General features: G+C 45.5%; 17 protein-coding genes. 8 read left to right on the forward strand and 9 right to left on the reverse strand.

All coding sequences use genetic code 11. The annotated features are described in order from the left end of the window. Nucleotides 1-19 precede the first annotated feature (19 nt). The 4 genes from rimM to tsaB form a co-directional block, all read right to left on the reverse strand. On the reverse strand, nucleotides 20-562 hold the full coding sequence (rimM, locus tag DXB58_RS12980) for a ribosome maturation factor RimM (protein ID WP_122136998.1): 543 nt from the start codon (nucleotides 560-562) through the stop codon (nucleotides 20-22). After that, nucleotides 559-1,863 carry a UDP-N-acetylglucosamine 1-carboxyvinyltransferase gene (murA, locus tag DXB58_RS12985; RefSeq protein WP_004296796.1) on the reverse strand — a complete coding sequence of 435 codons (1,305 nt, stop codon included), beginning with the start codon at nucleotides 1,861-1,863 and terminating at the stop codon, nucleotides 559-561. Before murA ends, rimM begins: the two co-directional genes overlap by 4 nt. 29 nt (nucleotides 1,864-1,892) lie before the next feature. After that, a complete protein-coding gene (locus DXB58_RS12990; RefSeq protein WP_004296797.1) occupies nucleotides 1,893-2,504 on the reverse strand; it encodes a DUF4290 domain-containing protein in 612 nt (203 codons plus the stop codon). A gap of 95 nt (nucleotides 2,505-2,599) precedes the next feature. Then, nucleotides 2,600-3,289: a tRNA (adenosine(37)-N6)-threonylcarbamoyltransferase complex dimerization subunit type 1 TsaB gene (gene tsaB, locus DXB58_RS12995; protein ID WP_122136999.1), complete on the reverse strand. Its 690-nt coding sequence runs from the start codon at nucleotides 3,287-3,289 to the stop codon at nucleotides 2,600-2,602. Nucleotides 3,290-3,378: 89 nt separating this feature from the next. Here tsaB and DXB58_RS13000 point away from each other — a divergent pair, with 89 nt between their 5' ends. From DXB58_RS13000 to nadD, 4 genes are all read left to right on the forward strand, one after another. Then, nucleotides 3,379-4,260 carry a YicC/YloC family endoribonuclease gene (locus DXB58_RS13000; protein ID WP_122137000.1) on the forward strand — a complete coding sequence of 294 codons (882 nt, stop codon included), beginning with the start codon at nucleotides 3,379-3,381 and terminating at the stop codon, nucleotides 4,258-4,260. A gap of 43 nt (nucleotides 4,261-4,303) precedes the next feature. Beyond that, nucleotides 4,304-4,870 carry a guanylate kinase gene (gene gmk / locus DXB58_RS13005; RefSeq protein ID WP_122137001.1) on the forward strand — a complete coding sequence of 189 codons (567 nt, stop codon included), beginning with the start codon at nucleotides 4,304-4,306 and terminating at the stop codon, nucleotides 4,868-4,870. A gap of 49 nt (nucleotides 4,871-4,919) precedes the next feature. Next, complete coding sequence (locus DXB58_RS13010) at nucleotides 4,920-5,204, forward strand: YciI family protein (protein WP_122137002.1); 285 nt, start codon at nucleotides 4,920-4,922, stop codon at nucleotides 5,202-5,204. A gap of 73 nt (nucleotides 5,205-5,277) precedes the next feature. Then, nucleotides 5,278-5,904, forward strand: a complete 627-nt coding sequence (gene nadD, locus DXB58_RS13015; protein ID WP_122137003.1) for a nicotinate (nicotinamide) nucleotide adenylyltransferase — start codon at nucleotides 5,278-5,280, stop codon at nucleotides 5,902-5,904. Here the strand turns inward: nadD and DXB58_RS13020 are convergent. After that, nucleotides 5,839-6,900, reverse strand: coding sequence for a metallophosphoesterase (locus DXB58_RS13020; protein ID WP_122137004.1), 1,062 nt, complete (start codon nucleotides 6,898-6,900; stop codon nucleotides 5,839-5,841). The genes nadD and DXB58_RS13020 overlap by 66 nt on opposite strands. An 88-nt stretch (nucleotides 6,901-6,988) precedes the next feature. Between DXB58_RS13020 and DXB58_RS13025 the strand changes: the two genes are divergently transcribed. Continuing rightward, the gene (locus DXB58_RS13025; protein WP_008650392.1) at nucleotides 6,989-7,882 is read left to right on the forward strand and encodes a 1,4-dihydroxy-2-naphthoate polyprenyltransferase; all 894 of its coding nucleotides are present in this window, start codon (nucleotides 6,989-6,991) and stop codon (nucleotides 7,880-7,882) included. Nucleotides 7,883-7,951: 69 nt separating this feature from the next. Here the strand turns inward: DXB58_RS13025 and rfbB are convergent, their stop codons facing one another. The 3 genes from rfbB to DXB58_RS13040 form a co-directional block, all read right to left on the reverse strand. Next, a complete protein-coding gene (rfbB, locus tag DXB58_RS13030; RefSeq protein ID WP_008998738.1) occupies nucleotides 7,952-9,091 on the reverse strand; it encodes a dTDP-glucose 4,6-dehydratase in 1,140 nt (379 codons plus the stop codon). 21 nt (nucleotides 9,092-9,112) lie between these two features. Further along, nucleotides 9,113-9,982: a glucose-1-phosphate thymidylyltransferase RfbA gene (gene rfbA, locus DXB58_RS13035; protein WP_004296806.1), complete on the reverse strand. Its 870-nt coding sequence runs from the start codon at nucleotides 9,980-9,982 to the stop codon at nucleotides 9,113-9,115. 99 nt (nucleotides 9,983-10,081) lie between these two features. After that, nucleotides 10,082-10,576, reverse strand: coding sequence for a metallophosphoesterase (locus DXB58_RS13040; protein ID WP_008650393.1), 495 nt, complete (start codon nucleotides 10,574-10,576; stop codon nucleotides 10,082-10,084). 55 nt (nucleotides 10,577-10,631) lie between these two features. Between DXB58_RS13040 and DXB58_RS13045 the strand changes: the two genes are divergently transcribed. The 3 genes from DXB58_RS13045 (at nucleotide 10,632) to imm9 (ending at nucleotide 16,161) form a co-directional block, all read left to right on the forward strand. After that, the gene (locus DXB58_RS13045) at nucleotides 10,632-12,719 is read left to right on the forward strand and encodes an RNA degradosome polyphosphate kinase (RefSeq protein WP_122137005.1); all 2,088 of its coding nucleotides are present in this window, start codon (nucleotides 10,632-10,634) and stop codon (nucleotides 12,717-12,719) included. 452 nt (nucleotides 12,720-13,171) lie between these two features. After that, on the forward strand, nucleotides 13,172-15,421 hold the full coding sequence (locus DXB58_RS13055) for an inorganic phosphate transporter (protein WP_122137007.1): 2,250 nt from the start codon (nucleotides 13,172-13,174) through the stop codon (nucleotides 15,419-15,421). A 233-nt stretch (nucleotides 15,422-15,654) separates the two neighbouring features. Continuing rightward, nucleotides 15,655-16,161 (forward strand): Imm9 family immunity protein, encoded by a 507-nt coding sequence (gene imm9 / locus DXB58_RS13060; protein WP_004296812.1) that lies wholly within the window; start codon nucleotides 15,655-15,657, stop codon nucleotides 16,159-16,161. Between the two features lie 124 nt (nucleotides 16,162-16,285). Here the strand turns inward: imm9 and DXB58_RS13065 are convergent, their stop codons facing one another. Then, nucleotides 16,286-17,761, reverse strand: a complete 1,476-nt coding sequence (locus DXB58_RS13065; protein WP_122137008.1) for a beta-glycosidase — start codon at nucleotides 17,759-17,761, stop codon at nucleotides 16,286-16,288. Nucleotides 17,762-17,790: the final 29 nt, after the last annotated feature.

A 17,790-nucleotide genomic window follows, 5' to 3' on the forward strand; every position in this document is an offset into this window, starting at 1 on the left:
CTCATCGTTTGATTCGTTCTCACCGGTCATCTTCCAATTCCTCCAGATTGAGCAACCCTTCGGGAAGTTCCACCGTGATGAGTTTCTGTTTCTGGTCTATTCCTACGATAAATTCCTCCTGGGCGGGAACGAGCAGTTCCTCTTCTTCCGCTCCTTCAACCACGAAAAGGGTGTTTACCGTAGTGGTATCTACATCTATGACTTCTCCCAGAAGTCCGTGATGGATGTCTTCCATCCGGAAACCGATGAAGAAGTTCCATGATAGTTCGCCGTCTTCCGCTTCTTCGGCGTGTTTCACAGGGAAGTAGACTTCAATGTTGGTGAACATTCGGGCACGTTCGGCGCTGTCGACTCCTTCCAGTTTCACCAAGGCGGTGGAGTCTGAACGGAAGCGGTATTCTTCGATGAAGAAAGGCACGAAGATGCCATCGAGCAGGCATATCAGGTAATCACAGTCCACACGGTCGAAAATATCGTCCGTGAAGGTAAACTGCAATTCGCCGTGGATGCCGTGCGGTTTATTGAATAATCCTATCTTGTATACTTCTTCTTTCTTTATCATATCCGGGTGATTCTGGCTCCGATAGCGTTCAGACGTCCTTCGATGTTCTGATAACCACGGTCTATCTGTTCAATGTTACTAATGGTACTGGTTCCTTCGGCACTCATGGCGGCAATCAGAAGGGCGATACCGGCACGTATATCCGGTGAAGTCAGGCGGGCACCGCGCAGCTTGAAGCCGTGGTTGTGTCCGATGACTACGGCCCGGTGAGGGTCGCAGAGAATGATCTGTGCACCCATGTCGATCAGTTTGTCCACAAAGAACAGGCGGCTTTCGAACATTTTCTGATGGATCAGTACGCTGCCTTTGGCTTGTGTGGCTACAACGAGCATCACACTTAGCAAGTCGGGAGTCAGTCCCGGCCAGGTGGCGTCGGCTATCGTCATGATGGAGCCGTCGATAAATGATTCTATCTGGTATGTTTCCTGTGCGGGAACGTAAATATCGTCTCCTCTCTGTTCGAGCTTGATGCCCAGGCGGCGGAAGCTCTCGGGGATGATTCCAAGATTCTCGTAAGAAACATTCTTGATGGTAATTTCGCTTTTCGTCATTGCCGCCATGCCGATGAAGCTGCCCACTTCAATCATGTCGGGCAGTACGGTGTGTTGCGTGCCGTGCAGTTCTTCCACACCTTCGATGGTGAGCAGGTTGGATGCGATACCGCTGATTTTGGCTCCCATCCGGTTGAGTAACCGGCAGAGTTGTTGCACGTAGGGTTCGCAGGCGGCATTGTAAATGGTGGTCGTACCTTTGGCAAGTACGGCTGCCATGACGATGTTGGCTGTTCCGGTGACGGATGCTTCATCCAGTAGCATATAGCTTCCTTGAAGTCTGTCGGCCGTTATTTCGTAGATACCCCGCTCTTCGTCGTAGCGGAAGTCGGCCCCTAAATTCTGAATACCTACAAAGTGAGTGTCCAGACGGCGGCGACCGATTTTATCTCCTCCCGGCTTGGAAATCAATGCCTTGCCGAAACGTGCCACCATGGGACCTATAAGCATCACAGAGCCTCGCAGACTGGAACATTTCTTCAGGAATTCATCGCTTTCCAGATAAGCCAGGTCTACATTTTCTGCTTTAAAACTATAAGAATCAATGCCTTTCTTTGCAACCGTCACTCCCATCTCCCGCAAGAGCTGAATCAGGTTGTTGACATCAAGAATGTCAGGTATATTGTTCACCGTTACTTCCTCTGCGGTCAGCAACGTGGCACAGATTATCTGCAAAACTTCGTTTTTAGCTCCTTGCGGGTGGATTTCTCCGCTAAGCCGATGTCCTCCTTCGATTACAAATGAAGCCATTAATTTTTTTAGTATTAAGTATAAAGTGTTTAGTATCTTCTTTTATTGTTCTGACGATTGTTGGTATAGTTCGTCTTCGGACGATAGTTCTGGTTCAGGCGTTCTGCCATCAGCCGGACGATATCGTCGGTCATTTGGAGTTCCCCGTTGGACAGTTCGTACAGGTCTTCGGCAATCTTTTTGTCGTCCACTGTATCTTTGTTCCATGCCAGGTAATCCTTCTTCATGTGGTTGCAGATAAGGGCGATCAGGTTTCTCTTTTCGTTTCCTTCAGGGAATTCGATCGCTTTTTTTATCAGTACTTCCAGCGTATGTCCGTAGTGACGGTAACGCATACGGGCGGTGGAGTAGGGGATATGGTCCGGGCGGGTCACCAGATTGTCCTTGCGGATGATTTCATACGGGTAGTCAATATCCAGCTCAAAACCGGACATGATAGCCAGGTGATCCCAAAGCTTGTGTTTGAAATCGGGTACATCACGCAAATGAGGGAACATATTTCCCATAATGTTGATGATGGTGTTGGCACAACGCTGACGTTCTGCACGATCCTGAATGGTCAACGCATAATCTACCATGTTCTGGATGCTACGTCCGTATTCGGGAAGCGGCATTCTTTTCTGTTGAGTATTGTATTGCATCTTGTGACAATTAAAGATTAAAAATTAAAAATTAAAAACTTGACGAGTGAACCATTGATCGTACCATCTATCATTTATCACCTGTCATCTATCATCTAAAGAAGCTTTTTCGGCATGGAGGCAACGAATTCTTTCAGGTAGAAAGGTTCGAAGTAAGCCACGTCTTTATAGTCTTCATCGGCCACTGCTTTTTCTGCCAGTGGGAACATCATTTTAGCCAACGGATGGATATTGTCGATAAAATGTGCGTTCGGATGCGTGATCTGTTCGCGGCATTTGTCGGCTCCGTCTCCAAAGAAATAAACCGGTTGTTCGTTCAGGAACTCCAGGTAAGAGTTCTCATCTACGATGTCGGCGGCAACTGCACGTTTCACTTGTAGACGACGGTCATAGACGGCTGCATATACTTCCATGCGGCGGGCGTCGATCATCGGACAAAGCAAAGCGTTTTCGGGCAAGTCGTGATACAACAGCACCGGAACACTCAATACTTCCAGCGTCGGGATACCGATCAAGGGGATATTGCGCCCGTAACAAACTCCTTTCGCCATAGAAACCCCGATTCGGAGTCCGGTGTACGAACCCGGTCCGCAACTCACTGCAACGGCATCCAAAGGGATGGCATGACTGTCTATGAATGACAATGCTTCATCTACAAAAACTCCTAAAGACACGGCGTGTGAAGGGCCTTTCAAGTCTTCTTTCACAAAAATCGTCTGTCCGTCTTGACTGGCCGCTACCGAGCAAACAGAGGTAGAGGTTTCAATATTCAGTATACACGACATAAAAATCAGCTTATTAAATTGTCGCAAATTTACATGATTATTTCCAATTCTTAAAATATTCGTGTACTTTTGCACAAAACTTTAAGGTTATGATACAGTCTATGACAGGATACGGTAAAGCTACGGCCGAACTTCCTGATAAAAAAATAAATGTAGAAATCAAGTCGCTCAACAGCAAGGCAATGGATTTGTCCACTCGCATCGCTCCGGCGTATCGTGAAAAAGAGATTGAAATCCGTAATGAGATTTCTAAAGTTCTGGAACGTGGAAAAGCTGACTTCAGCCTGTGGATAGAGAAGAAGGAGGGCGCGGATGCTGCTCCCATCAATAAGGATGTGCTGAAAAGTTATTATAGCCAGTTGGATTCGATAAGCCGCGAACTGGGGATTCCTTGTCCCGCACCGGAAGACTGGCTTCAACTATTGCTCCGCATGCCGGACGTGATGACGAAAACGGAAATCCAGGAACTGACGGAAGAGGAATGGAGCGTGGTGCATGCTACCATACTTGAAGCCATCAGTCATTTGGTCGATTTCCGCAAACAGGAGGGGGCTGCATTGGAAAAGAAATTCCGTGAGAAGATTGCCAACATCAACAGCTTGCTCGAACAGATTGCTCCTTACGAGAAAGAACGTGTAGAGAAAGTGAAGGAACGCATCACTGATGCTCTCGAAAAGACGTTAAGCGTAGACTACGACAAGAATCGTCTGGAACAGGAACTGATTTACTACATCGAAAAGCTGGATGTCAACGAAGAAAAACAACGTCTTAGCAACCATCTGAAATATTTCATCAGTACGATGGAAGGTGGTAGCGGACAAGGTAAGAAACTCGGTTTTATCGCCCAGGAAATGGGTCGGGAGATCAACACGTTAGGCAGCAAGTCCAATCATGCTGAAATGCAGAAGATCGTAGTTCAGATGAAGGATGAACTGGAACAGATTAAGGAACAGGTGCTGAACGTGATGTAAAGCAGTATCTATCATTTTTAATTCTTAATTCTTCATTAAACTTATGACCGGTAAGCTAATTATTTTCTCTGCTCCGTCGGGTTCGGGCAAATCTACTATCATCAATTATCTGCTGACGCAGAATTTGAATTTAGCGTTTTCAATTTCTGCTACCAGCCGTCCTCCGCGTGGAACGGAGCAGCATGGGGTTGAATATTTCTTCCTTACACCGGAAGAATTTCGCCAACGCATTGAGAACAACGAATTTCTGGAGTATGAGGAGGTGTATAAGGACCGTTATTACGGAACGCTGAAAGCGCAGGTAGAAAAGCAATTGGAAGCGGGTCAGAATGTGGTGTTTGATGTAGATGTGGTTGGCGGATGCAATATCAAGAAGTTTTATGGTGATCGTGCGTTGTCGGTGTTTATCCAGCCGCCTTCGGTGGAAGAATTACGCTGCCGGTTGGAAGGACGCGGAACGGATGCGCCGGAAGTGATTGAAAGTCGCATCGCTAAGGCGGAATATGAATTGGGTTTTGCTTCGCAATTCGATCGTGTGATTGTCAATGACGATTTGGAAGCTGCTAAAGCGGAAGCTTTGAAAGTTATCAGAGAGTTTTTAAATTCTTAGGGTTTTCTAAATGAGTATCTCTTCATAGAGAAACTAAAAGCATTAGAATATGTTTGTGTTAATTTTGACCTATAAAGCTCCTATCGAAAAAGTACTCGAATTATTGGATGCACATTGTCGTTTTCTTGATAAATATTATAATGCTGGAAACTTTCTTGCCTCTGGTCCACAAATTCCTCGTACAGGAGGTGTGATTCTCTGCCGGGCTACAGATAGGGTAGAGGTGGAAGAAATAATTAAAGAAGATCCTTTTAACGAAATTGCTGATTATCAAATTATAGAGTTTGAGCCCAATAAGTCGATAGAAGGATTTAAAGATTTGCTGAATGTGTAAGTTCTATTTTCTCATTTGAGCAAATCGCAGTAATTGAATCATCCATAAAGGTGACTCTAAAATTGATTATATAATGACTAAACTTAAAACCGGAATCTTCAGCGGATCATTCAATCCGATTCATATCGGACATCTTGCTCTTGCCAACTACCTTTGCGAGTATGAAGGGTTGGATGAGATCTGGTTTATGGTGAGTCCACAGAACCCTTTGAAGGCACAGGAGAAGTTATGGAATGATGAATTACGTCTCGAACTGGTAAAGTTGAGCATCAGTGACTATCCTCGTTTTCAGGCTTCAGATTTTGAGTTTCATTTGCCTCGCCCCTCATATAGTGTATATACGTTGGAGAAACTGCGCGAGACATTTCCCGATCGCGAGTTTTATTTCATTATCGGTTCCGATAATTGGGAACGTTTTGGATATTGGTATCAGTCCGAACGTATCATTAAAGAGAATCAGATTCTTATTTACCCCCGTCCCGGCTTTCCCGTCAAAGAGGAGGAATTGCTGGAAACGGTGCGTCTCGTTCATTCCCCTGTATTTGAAATCAGTTCTACTTTTATTCGAGAAGCATTGGATGCAGGGAAAGATGTTCGATATTTTGTGCATCCAAAGGTCTGGGAAGCTATCAGTTTACTCCGTCAATCGATGAAGAGTAATAACGATGATTTCTGCCGGAGCACCAACACGGATTGGTAATTTGGAGGTTCCTATTCCGTTTGTTATAATCAAAGGTATTTTTGCAGAATTATATGCCAGTCCGGTGATGAAACGATTGCCATAGTGTGAGTTAAGTGCCGGGGCAACTCCGAATACACGGACTTGTCCGCCGTGGGTGTGTCCTGCCAGGGCAAGGTCGGTGTTAGCTACTGAAACATCTTCTATGTAATCCGGAGTATGAACCAGTAAGATGACAAAATCTTTGGGAGAGAGTGCCAGAGTAGGCGATACTCCGTTGCGCCCCAGATCAAAAGGATTGCGCACTCCAGCGATAATGATCTGCTGCCCGTCTTTACGAAGCGTATCTACTTCATGTTCTAACGGACGCATGCCGTAATGTTTCATTGTATTCACAATATCGTCGTGGCAACGTTCGTAGTCGTTATTGCCCATTACCCCATAAGTTCCCATCGGCGTTTTTACGCGTGCCAGTGCGGAAAACAAAGGTTCCACATATTCACAACCTTCCTGATAGTCACCACCCATTAGAAGAACATCAGCCTTTTGAGCAATCAGTAGGCGGACAAGGTCGTTCAGACCTTTTTCTTTCAGCAGACTTTTGTAGTGTAAGTCGGAAATGAAAGCGATACGGAAACCTTCGAAGGCTTCGGGAACATCGCGGTGGGTAAAGTCATATTTTACTACACGGTCCACTCCGGTATAGACAGAAGATACATCTACGCTGGAAGAAGTGATTTTTGTTCCCCGCAGTACCAGATCCGATGATTCGTGTGTATCGGTAGAAGTCTTTTTCTTTGTATTCTGCTTTTTGTTTTTGGAAACATTCAGCTCTTTGAGTTGCGAGTGGTCGGGGGAGAATAACCCGGCTATGGCATTAGCCGTATCCGGATAAATAGAATCTGAATTTAAAACAGGGCGTGGCAAGGTAGACACCATATTCTTTTTCGATTTACAGGAAACCAGCAAAAGCAATGTCAACAGGATAACAGGGTAGATTGTTTTTATTTTCTTCATCTTCTCTTAGTTTGAAGTTTTTCGGGGTGCAAAGATACGAAAAATCATGTATCTTTGTCCGTCAAAACTATTTATAATATATTAAAGTATGGAAGAAGTAAAGCGTAACTCGCTACAAGCATGGATATTAGCTGCACGTCCCAAAACGCTGACAGGGGCCATAACTCCGGTTATGATAGGTACTGCTCTTGCTGCAATGGACGGACGTTTTCACTGGTTGCCTGCACTGATCTGCTGTCTGTTTGCAAGTCTGATGCAAATTGCCGCTAATTTCATCAATGACCTTTTCGACTTCCTCAAAGGAACAGACCGGGAAGACCGGTTAGGCCCCGAACGTGCTTGTGCGCAAGGATGGATTTCTCCGCAAGCGATGAAAACCGGGATTGTTATTACAGTTGCTCTTGCCTGCCTTATCGGCTGTACGTTACTCTTCTTTGCCGGGTGGGAATTGATTATCGTAGGAGTGCTTTGTGTGTTATTTGCCTTTCTTTATACCACCGGTCCTTATCCTCTTTCTTACAACGGTTGGGGCGATGTATTGGTGATTGTCTTTTTCGGCTTTGTACCCGTAGGCGGAACATATTACGTACAGGCGCTAACTTGGACACCGGATGTCACTATCGCCTCTTTAATCTGCGGACTGCTTATCGATACATTGTTGGTAGTCAATAATTATCGTGACCGCGAAGCGGATGCACGCAGTGGAAAAAGGACAGTGATCGTTCGTTTCGGCGAGAAATTCGGTCGCTATTTTTATTTGATGCTGGGGATTACCGCTTCTCTTCTCTGCTTGTGTTTCCTTCGTGAAGGTCATTTCTACGCCGCTTTTCTTCCGCAACTTTATCTGATCCCTCATTTCCTTACCTGGAAACGGATGGTGAAAATATACAGCGGTAAAAAATTAAACAGCATATTAGGCGAGACTTCGCGTAATATGCTGCTTATGGGTATTCTTATTGCAATAGGAATGTTGATAAATTGAGAATTGAGAATTAAAAATTGAGAAATGGCTGCGCTTATAATGCTGTGCAATAGTATTATTTTTCAATTCTCAATTTTTCCCGTACATCTTTTCGTAGTAACCTTGATAATCTCCGCTGGTAACTTCTTCCACCCAAGCTTGGTTGGCTAAATACCATTCGATTGTTTTTACGATACCGACTTCGAATTTAGTTTCGGGATACCATCCTAAGGCATTTGTTATCTTGGTGGGGTCGATAGCATAACGTTGGTCGTGTCCCAGACGGTCTTTAACGAAAGTAATCAGATCTTCGTTGATCCAGTCGATTGAAATATCTCCGTTTTCGTCTTTCACTTTCTTTTTGAGAACCTGACGATATTCGGGATTTTCTGCCATCAGACGGTGGATAGTCGAAATTGTCAGTTTCACGATTTCGAGGTTTGTTTTCTCGTTGTGTCCACCAACGTTGTACACTTCTCCGTCTTGACCTTCACGCACAACGAGGTCGATTGCTTTGCAGTGGTCTTCCACATAAAGCCAGTCGCGCACATTGCTACCGTCACCGTAGACGGGGAGATGCTTTCCTTCGAGGATATTCTTGATAATCAACGGAATCAATTTTTCCGGGAAGTGGTACGGACCGTAGTTGTTGGAGCAACGGGTAATCGTTACCGGCATTTTATAAGTGTCGTGGTAAGCCATTACCACCATGTCTGCACTTGTCTTAGAAGCACTGTACGGGCTGTGAGGACAAAGCGGAGTTGCTTCAGTGAAATACCCTTCGGCTCCCAATGAACCATACACCTCATCGGTAGATACCTGATGATAGCGTACACCTTTTCTCCAGGTCGGATATCCTTGTTCGTCTTTCCCCATCACCCATGCACGGCGTGCACAATCCAGTAAGTTCTGTGTTCCGAGAATGTTGGTAATCAGAAACAGTTGCGGATTTTCAATGCTGCGGTCCACATGGCTCTCGGCAGCGAAATTCACCACATAGTCAAAACGATACTCAGCAAAAAGACCGTCTACCACATCGCGGCTACAAATGTCTCCTTTGATAAAGACACAGCGTTCGTTGTCGATGTCTTTGGCAATCGTTCCTAAGTTACCTGCATACGTCAAAGCGTCCAATATCACGACTTTGATGTCGTTATGTTTGGCTAAGATGTACTTGATGTAATTTGCCCCGATAAATCCTGCGGCACCGGTCACTAGATAAGTTTTCATATTTTATTCTTTATGTTGATTTTAGGATTGTTTAGCCAATTCGATAAGGTACTTTCCATACTCGGTTTTTTCGAGCTGTTGACCCAGTAGAAGCAACTGCTCCGTCGGAATCCATCCCTGACGCCAGGCGATTTCTTCAATGCAGCTGACGTAGAAACCTTGGCGGTTCTGAATAGTGGCCACGAAGTTGGAAGCTTCCAGCAGACTGTCGCAGTTACCCGTATCGAGCCATGCAAATCCGCGTCCGAAGAGTTCCACTTTCAATGTACCTTCTTCCAGATACAGACGGTTCAAGTCTGTTATCTCATATTCTCCACGTGCTGAAGGACGAAGAGCCGCTGCTTTTTCCGTCACACTGGCATCGTAGAAATAAAGTCCCGGAACGGCATAATTACTTTTCGGCACTTCCGGCTTTTCTTCCAGTGAAATCACTTTTCCCTGTTCGTCAAATTCCACTACACCATAAGCGCGCGGGTCTTTCACGTAGTAACCGAAGATGCAGGCGCCCTTTTCTATATTGGCAGCCCGGCGGAGCATGGCGGAGAAGCCCTGTCCGTAAAACATATTATCCCCAAGAATCAGACAGCCCGGTTCGCCGTTTAGGAAATCGGCTCCCAATACGAAAGCTTGTGCCAGTCCGTTAGGTTGTTCCTGAATTTTATAGGAGAAAGACATACCCAGTTCCTCACCCGTTCCCAATAAGTCGCGGAACATCGGCAAATCGCGTGGAGTCGAAATAATCAACACTTCGCGTATTCCTGCCAACATAAGTGTTGACAACGGATAATAAATCATCGGCTTGTCATACACAGGCATGATTTGTTTGGAAATCGCTTTAGAGAGCGGATAAAGTCGGGTGGCACTACCACCGGCTAGAATAATTCCTTTCATGTTCGTCTGAGTTATTCATTAACTGCGTGCAAAGGTCGGAAAGAATTCCGACGTGGCAAAATTTTAAAATAATTTTTCAATCTGGCAGGAACATTTATTTTATTTGTCCGCCAATTCGATGACTTCCAAGTCCTGAAAAGCCCCCTGGTTGATAACAAAACGTACCAAAGTCCGCACCTTGTGGAAACCGGACATGCCGGCAGCTCCCGGATTAATATGCAACATATCCAGCGTTTTATCATATTTCACCTTTAATATATGAGAATGTCCGCTGATAAAAAGTTTGGGCGGACGTGTCATCAGACTGCCGATGATGGAAGGATCGTATTTCCCCGGATAACCGCCGATATGTTTAATCAGTACTTCTGCACCATCCACCGTGAAACGGTTTATTTGCGGATACAGCTTTCTGATTTCCTGTCCGTCAATATTTCCATATACCGCCCGGAATGGACGGAAGGCGGCTAACCTTTCCGCTACTTCCAGCGAACCGATGTCTCCGGCATGCCAGATTTCGTCACATGGTTCAAAATATTCCAGATATTTCTCGTCCCAGTAAGCGTGAGTATCAGATAATAATCCAATTCTTGTCATAAATTTCTTTGTTTAATCCCACAAAGATACTATATTTGGAAAAATCTTAAAGCACATGGAAAGCAAATATAATTATTTCAAGCGAGATATTAGTTGGCTCTCATTTAATTATCGCGTATTGTTGGAGGCTCTGGACGAGCGTCTACCGCTCTACGAACGTATCAACTTCATCTCTATCTACTCTTCCAACCTCGAAGAATTTTACAAAATCCGTGTAGCCGACCATAAAGCTGTTGCCTCCGGCGCTACGGAAAGTGATGAAGAAACCGTACAATCCGCCCGCGAACTGGTAGAAGAAATAAATAAAGAAGTCACCCGCCAGTTGGATGACCGTGTACGCATTTATGAAGAGAAACTATTACCTGCCCTGCGCAAGAATCACATCATCTTTTATCAGGACAGACATGTAGAACCGTTCCACCAGCAGTTTGTTAAAGACTTTTTCCGGGAAGAAATTTTTCCCTACCTACAACCTGTGCCTGTATCCAAAGATAAAATAGTCTCCTTCCTGCGGGATAACCGCCTTTACCTGGCCATACGAGTCTATCCGAAGAAAGAAGGAAATGAAGGAACTACCAGTTTAACAGAATCCCGGCAACCCCTTTACTTCGTGATGAAGCAACCCTACGCCAAAGTGCCCCGCTTCATCGAACTTCCATCCCGCGAGAAAAACCATTACCTGATGTTTACCGAAGATATAATCAAAGCAAACCTCAACCTTATTTTCCCCGGCTACGATGTCGATTCCAGCTACTGCATCAAAATCTCCCGTGACGCTGACATATTGATTGACGACACCGCCAGCAGTGCCGACCTTGTCGCTCAACTCAAGAAGAAAGTGAAGAAACGTAAGATCGGTGACGTCTGCCGTTTCGTCTACGACCGTGGTATGCCTCATGACTTTCTGGACTTTCTGGTAGACGCTTTCCATATTCAGCGTGATGAACTTGTCCCCGGCGACAAGCACCTGAATCTTGAAGACCTGCGTCATCTTCCCAACCCGAACAAATCTCTTCACAGCCTCGAAAAGCCGAAACCCATGAAGCTGACCATTCTTGACGAAAAAGAATCTATCTTCAACTATGTCGCCAAGAAAGACCTGCTATTATATTACCCTTATCACTCTTTCGAGCACTTCATCCACTTCCTGTATGAAGCCGTGCACAACCCGGAAACCCGTGAAATCATGGTAACCCAATACCGCGTAGCTGAAAACTCCGCCGTCATCAACACCCTGATAGCCGCCGCCCAAAACGGCAAGAAGGTCACCGTATTCGTGGAACTGAAAGCCCGTTTCGACGAAGAAAACAACCTTGCCACGGCCGAAATGATGCAAGCCGCCGGCATTAAAATAATATACAGCATACCCGGTCTGAAAGTACACGCCAAAGTAGCCCTTATCCGCCGCCGCGGACTGAACGGTGAAAAAATACCCAGCTACGCCTATATCAGCACCGGTAACTTTAATGAAAAGACCGCTACCCTCTACGCCGACTGTGGCCTTTTCACCTGCCGTCCAAAGATAGTGGCCGACCTCTATAACCTCTTCCGCACCCTGCAAGGCAAAGAAGACCCGAAGTTCACCACCCTTCTTGTCGCCCGTTTCAACCTCATCCCCGAATTGAACCGCCTGATTGATCGGGAAATCGCCCTCGCCAACGAAGGCAAACAAGGCCGTATCATCCTAAAAATGAACGCCCTCCAAGACCCCGCCATGATCGACCGTCTCTACGAAGCCTCCGAACACGGCGTACAAATAGACCTCATCGTCCGTGGAATCTGTTGTCTTATCCCCGGACAGTCATACAGTCGTAACATCCGTGTCACCCGTATTGTAGACAGTTTCCTCGAACACGCCCGCATCTGGTACTTCGGCAACGACGGCAAACCCAAAGTCTTCATGGGCTCCCCTGACTGGATGCGTCGTAACCTCTACCGCCGCATCGAAGCCATCACCCCCATTCTCGCCCCCGACCTGCGTGACAGCCTCATCGAAATGCTTAATATCCAGCTCGCCGACAACCAAAAAGCCTGCTGGGTAGACGACAACCTGCGAAATATATTCAAAAAAAGAACGCCCGGCACCCCCGCTGTACGAGCCCAATACACCTTCTATGACTGGTTAAACCAAACAAATAACTAACCAACCAACTAACTAACATAAGAATCCCATACCCGTGTCCAGCAACCTACAACGCCCCGCACGGCCTTCCCGCAACGTTCCCGCTGCACATCCCTGCTATACGCCCTTGCTACATGGCTTTCCTCGCAACAACCACACCGACATCTCACACAACCTCCCCTACAACACCCATCCCGCACGCCCCTCCGACCTACTTTTTTCTCCGTCAAGCGAGCTCCCGTAACGGAGCGTTAAAAAGGGCAGACTGTTTGAGCGTAGCGAGTTTCTGCCCTTTAGCGCAGTGCAGGGAGCGAGTAGGAGAAAAAAGTCAGCCTTGAATTTTTCTTTGCTTCTTTCTTTTGTTTCAAGACAAAAGAAAGACGATTGTAACATAAATGTAACATGTATGACACCTCCCTGCAACGTCAAATCCCGTCCTTTGCAGCCGGAAACAACATACACATATATTTATTATGGAGACTATTTATTTATGCATTATCATCTTCCTCTTTGTACTAGCTGTTTTCGATCTGATAGTCGGAGTCAGTAATGATGCAGTTAACTTTTTGAACTCTGCGGTAGGCGCCAAGGCCGCTTCGTTTAAAACCATTCTTTTCATAGCCGGTATTGGTATATTCATTGGCGCTTCCCTGTCCAATGGTATGATGGACATTGCCCGGCACGGCATCTACCAGCCCGAGCACTTCTACTTTGCCGAAATCATGTGCATTCTGCTAGCCGTCATGTTGACCGACGTAGTACTGCTGGACGTCTTTAACTCTATGGGAATGCCTACCTCCACCACCGTATCATTAGTCTTTGAACTACTTGGAGGAACATTCGCCCTCGCACTTATCAAAGTGCACAATAGCGACACCCTTGCTTTGGGAGACCTCATCAACACCGACAAAGCCCTCTCCGTCATTATGGCTATTTTCGTCTCCGTCGCTATCGCCTTCTTCTTCGGAATGCTTGTACAATGGCTTGCCCGTGTGATTTTCACCTTCAACTATACGAAAAAGATGAAATACAGCATCGCCCTCTTTGGGGGGATAGCCGCTACTGCCATCATCTATTTCATGCTTATCAAAGGACTGAAAGACAGCTCCTTCATGACATCTGAAAACAAACACTGGATACAAGACAACACACTGATGCTAATCACCGTTTTCTTTGTATTCTTCACCGTACTGATGCAAATCCTTCACTGGATGAAAATCAATGTTTTCAAAGTCGTCGTACTGATGGGAACCTTCGCTCTGGCTCTCGCTTTTGCCGGTAACGACCTTGTCAACTTTATTGGTGTTCCCCTCGCAGGTTTCTCCTCTTTTTTAGATTACACCGCCAACGGAGAAGGAAATCCGAACGGCTTCCTGATGACCTCCTTGCTGGGACCTGCTAAAACACCGTGGTATTTTCTTATCGGAGCCGGAGCCGTCATGGTCTACGCCCTCTGCACCTCTAAAAAAGCACATGCTGTAATTAAAACATCTGTCGACCTTTCCCGCCAAGATGAAGGAGAAGAAGCATTCGGAAGTACTCCGATCGCCCGCACAGTAGTCCGCATCAGCATGACACTTGCCAATGGAATCTCCCGAATAATGCCGGACGGCAGCAAAAAATGGCTTGACTCCCGCTTCCGCAAAGACGAAGCAATCATTGCCGACGGAGCTGCTTTCGACCTTGTCCGCGCTTCTGTCAACCTGGTATTGGCCGGTCTGCTCATCGCCTTGGGAACCTCCCTGAAACTTCCCCTTTCCACCACCTACGTAACCTTCATGGTAGCTATGGGTACCTCTTTGGCCGACCGCGCCTGGGGACGTGATTCAGCCGTTTACCGTATCACCGGCGTATTAAGCGTCATCGGAGGCTGGTTCATCACCGCCGGAGCCGCCTTCACCATCTGTTTCTTCGTAGCTCTCGTACTCCATTATGGAGGTAACATCTCTATCATCGCCCTCATCGGTATAGCTGTATTCATCTTGATCCGTAGCCAGGTGATGTACAAGAAACGCAAAGCGAAAGAACAAGGTAACGAAACGCTGAAGCAACTGATGCAAACCACAGACAGCACAGAAGCCCTGCAACTGATGCGTAAGCACACCCGCGAAGAACTTTCCAAAGTATTGGAATATGCAGAAACAAATTTTGAACTGACTGTCACTTCATTCCTTCATGAAAATCTGCGAGGATTGCGTCGTGCCATGGGGTCCACTAAATTTGAGAAACAGCTCATCAAACAGATGAAACGTTCGGGCACCGTCGCCATGTGTCGTCTCGACAATAACACCGTACTCGAAAAAGGACTTTATTACTATCAAGGCAACGACTTCGCCAGCGAATTGGTCTACAGTATTTCCCGCCTCTGCGAACCTTGCCTCGAACATATCGACAACAACTTCAACCCATTGGACGCCATCCAGAAAGGTGAATTCAGCGATGTTTCCGAAGATATCACCTATCTGATTCAGCAGTGTCGTAAGAAAATGGAAAACAACGAGTACAACGACTTCGAAGAAGAAATCCGTCGTGCCAACGACCTCAACGGACAGCTTTCACTATTGAAACGTAAGGAACTGCAACGCATCCAAAGCCAATCAGGAAGCATCCGGGTAAGCATGGTGTATCTCACGATGGTTCAGGAAGCACAGAACGTAGTCACTTACACCATCAATTTGATGAAAGTAAGCCGTAAGTTCCAGATGGAAACTGAAATGCCGTAAGGACGAAAAGCAAGGATCGTCCACAGAATAACGGACGAATCATAATCTGCGAGGAAAGGACTGTTTGATAAACCCTGTTTACATAGGAGGGGGTGTATCAAACAGTCCTTTCTTTTTCAGAAATAGGTTTAAAAAAGCTCTATTCTTTAGTATTTGATCTGGTAAAATTGTATATTTATAGTCGATAAGATACTTGAGACGATTTTAGATGCAATGATATAAAAACGAAATGAATGAAATATCAGTTAGAAATAACCACCTTATTGGTTCCTGTCAATGTGCATCAACTGTTTGAGAAATGTGAATGGCCTGAACTAAACTGTTTTGACAGAGAAATGGTTGAAGGCTATTTCTCTGATTTGGTGAATGGTATTCAAACCGATGAGGCTTTGGACGATTGGACGCTGACCGTTGTCCTTTATATCGGCACTTATTTGGGAGCCAACCATATCAGTATCTGGAAACATGGAATCACCGATACGGTAACTAAAGAAAAAGTACTGACGATAGGTATACCTCTTCCTTGTAGTAAAACCATTCGTTGGGGAGTGAAGAAGAAAGGACGTTTTACGGGTAAAATACCGGATGAAAGCTTTAGGAGGAATAACAGACTCCTTCCCGTCAACTTTGCAAAATATGATAATATGGAAACCTATATAGAAGATAACATCCGGATAGCCCTTTTGAACCTGTTTGAAGTTGGCTTTACACTGAAAGGATATAAAGTAAAGAAGCGGTAATTGTGGCCAAATCGTAAAATAGAATCAATTTTAGCGGCATATATAAGGAACTAACATAGTTGTATGCTGTCGCAAAGAGTCGTCGATTATTGAATTTAGACTCTTTGCGGCAGCTCTGTTTTTTCTACTTTTCTATGAAAGTGTTCAAAGAATGAGGTTGCAAGGTTACATTCAAATAGCGAGTGCCTAATTTCACAGTAAGCTCTTTGGTTTCTTCGTTAAAATTACCGGCTATCACCACCTGTTTCTTTTGTGGAGTCATGACGATCATTACCGGCATCTTATCTCCTCTATCTTTATATGCCAGCACTTGCGAGCCGGGTGTTACATAATGGCTGTAATGTTTTACCGCATAATATTCGGGAGTGTAGGTCGCAGTCCCTGTCTTTGAATCCACATGAATCAAAGCATTCTGTTTCCATCCCCATCCGCTGAAACCTCCGTCATACAAAATAGCATTCCAGAAAGTATATTCTTCACAACCATTACCCAGATAATGATTCATTAGTCCGAAAGTGTGTTCGGCCGCTTTCCAATCAAAAGAGCCCCAACCACATTCACTTTCCGTTTGCACGTACTTGTATTGCGGATATTTGGCACGGAGTTTGGGTAAAATCTGTCCGCCTTCCCATTGGAAGCCAACCCCTTCTATTGTTTCCGGCATTCGTGGGTCGGAAAGTACCTGATCGATCACCTCATAGCGGTTGGTGTTGATCGTCCCTAAATATAATTTTACTTCCGGATGCTGCTTTTTCAGAGTAGGAGCGAGGTACTCTGCATTGAAGCGGATAATACCTTCTGCCGTCCAGGCACAACCCGGATAGTTGGTGTAACTCCATGACTCATTTTGGAACATAATCATGGAGATGGGGATACCTTGTTCCTTGTACGCATCGATGAATTTGCAAAAGTAATTTGCATAGGTTTGCAGGTAACGTGGGTCCTGGATAAAGTAATCATTTACAGCCAACTGTTGTGGAAATACCTGTGTGTTCTTTTCTTTACTATCCTCATAAAGTGCTACATCAGACAGAGGCGACATCTGATTTTGATTACGGTCACTGCGAACTGAATAGTAGTGATTGATTTTCATCCAGGAAGGAGGCGACCATGGAGACATCCAGAAAGTCATATCCGGATTATACTGTTGTGCAGCTTTGATAAAAGGAATCAACGTTGTTTTATCCCGATTGATATTGAAATGTTTCAATTGGAAGTCACCGGATACCTCATCGCAACTGTACCAGTCGCGGGCGTAGTCGTTGGCATTCATGGAGAAGCGTCCCATTGTAAACTTCAGATCTCCTTCAGAAGCAAACAACTGTTGAAGAACAATCTCCTGTTGCTTCCGTGGAAGCATGTTGAGTGCATCCCATCCAAGTTCATTAAAGCATGTCCCCCAGGCCTTGAAGAGAGTTCCATTCTCCGAACCGTTGACCTCGAGTAGGGGAGTGCGCCCGGTATTTGTCTGCAACTTGACTTTAGACTGTTGCCATGTGTTATTTTCCGTACTGCTAACCCATTCATAGGATTGCGCACTCATAGTCCCCATTGACAGCACAATGGCAAAACTACTTAATAAGGTGGTTTTCTTAATCATGTTTTTCCTGTTCTTATATTTTTTATATT

This window comes from Bacteroides sp. OM05-10AA, from assembly GCF_003439055.1.
Classification (GTDB): domain Bacteria; phylum Bacteroidota; class Bacteroidia; order Bacteroidales; family Bacteroidaceae; genus Bacteroides; species Bacteroides intestinigallinarum.

Coding starts and splice junctions, on each gene's coding strand:
- gmk (WP_122137001.1), top strand. CDS start 4,304: ATGACCGGTAAGCTAATTATTTTCTCTGCTCCGTCGGGTTCGGGCAAA.
- DXB58_RS12990 (WP_004296797.1), bottom strand. CDS start 2,504: ATGCAATACAATACTCAACAGAAAAGAATGCCGCTTCCCGAATACGGA.
- DXB58_RS13010 (WP_122137002.1), top strand. CDS start 4,920: ATGTTTGTGTTAATTTTGACCTATAAAGCTCCTATCGAAAAAGTACTC.
- DXB58_RS13000 (WP_122137000.1), top strand. CDS start 3,379: ATGATACAGTCTATGACAGGATACGGTAAAGCTACGGCCGAACTTCCT.
- DXB58_RS13045 (WP_122137005.1), top strand. CDS start 10,632: ATGGAAAGCAAATATAATTATTTCAAGCGAGATATTAGTTGGCTCTCA.
- tsaB (WP_122136999.1), bottom strand. CDS start 3,289: ATGTCGTGTATACTGAATATTGAAACCTCTACCTCTGTTTGCTCGGTA.
- DXB58_RS13020 (WP_122137004.1), bottom strand. CDS start 6,900: ATGAAGAAAATAAAAACAATCTACCCTGTTATCCTGTTGACATTGCTT.
- rimM (WP_122136998.1), bottom strand. CDS start 562: ATGATAAAGAAAGAAGAAGTATACAAGATAGGATTATTCAATAAACCG.
- rfbA (WP_004296806.1), bottom strand. CDS start 9,982: ATGAAAGGAATTATTCTAGCCGGTGGTAGTGCCACCCGACTTTATCCG.
- imm9 (WP_004296812.1), top strand. CDS start 15,655: ATGAAATATCAGTTAGAAATAACCACCTTATTGGTTCCTGTCAATGTG.
- DXB58_RS13025 (WP_008650392.1), top strand. CDS start 6,989: ATGGAAGAAGTAAAGCGTAACTCGCTACAAGCATGGATATTAGCTGCA.
- DXB58_RS13040 (WP_008650393.1), bottom strand. CDS start 10,576: ATGACAAGAATTGGATTATTATCTGATACTCACGCTTACTGGGACGAG.
- DXB58_RS13055 (WP_122137007.1), top strand. CDS start 13,172: ATGGAGACTATTTATTTATGCATTATCATCTTCCTCTTTGTACTAGCT.
- DXB58_RS13065 (WP_122137008.1), bottom strand. CDS start 17,761: ATGATTAAGAAAACCACCTTATTAAGTAGTTTTGCCATTGTGCTGTCA.
- rfbB (WP_008998738.1), bottom strand. CDS start 9,091: ATGAAAACTTATCTAGTGACCGGTGCCGCAGGATTTATCGGGGCAAAT.
- nadD (WP_122137003.1), top strand. CDS start 5,278: ATGACTAAACTTAAAACCGGAATCTTCAGCGGATCATTCAATCCGATT.
- murA (WP_004296796.1), bottom strand. CDS start 1,863: ATGGCTTCATTTGTAATCGAAGGAGGACATCGGCTTAGCGGAGAAATC.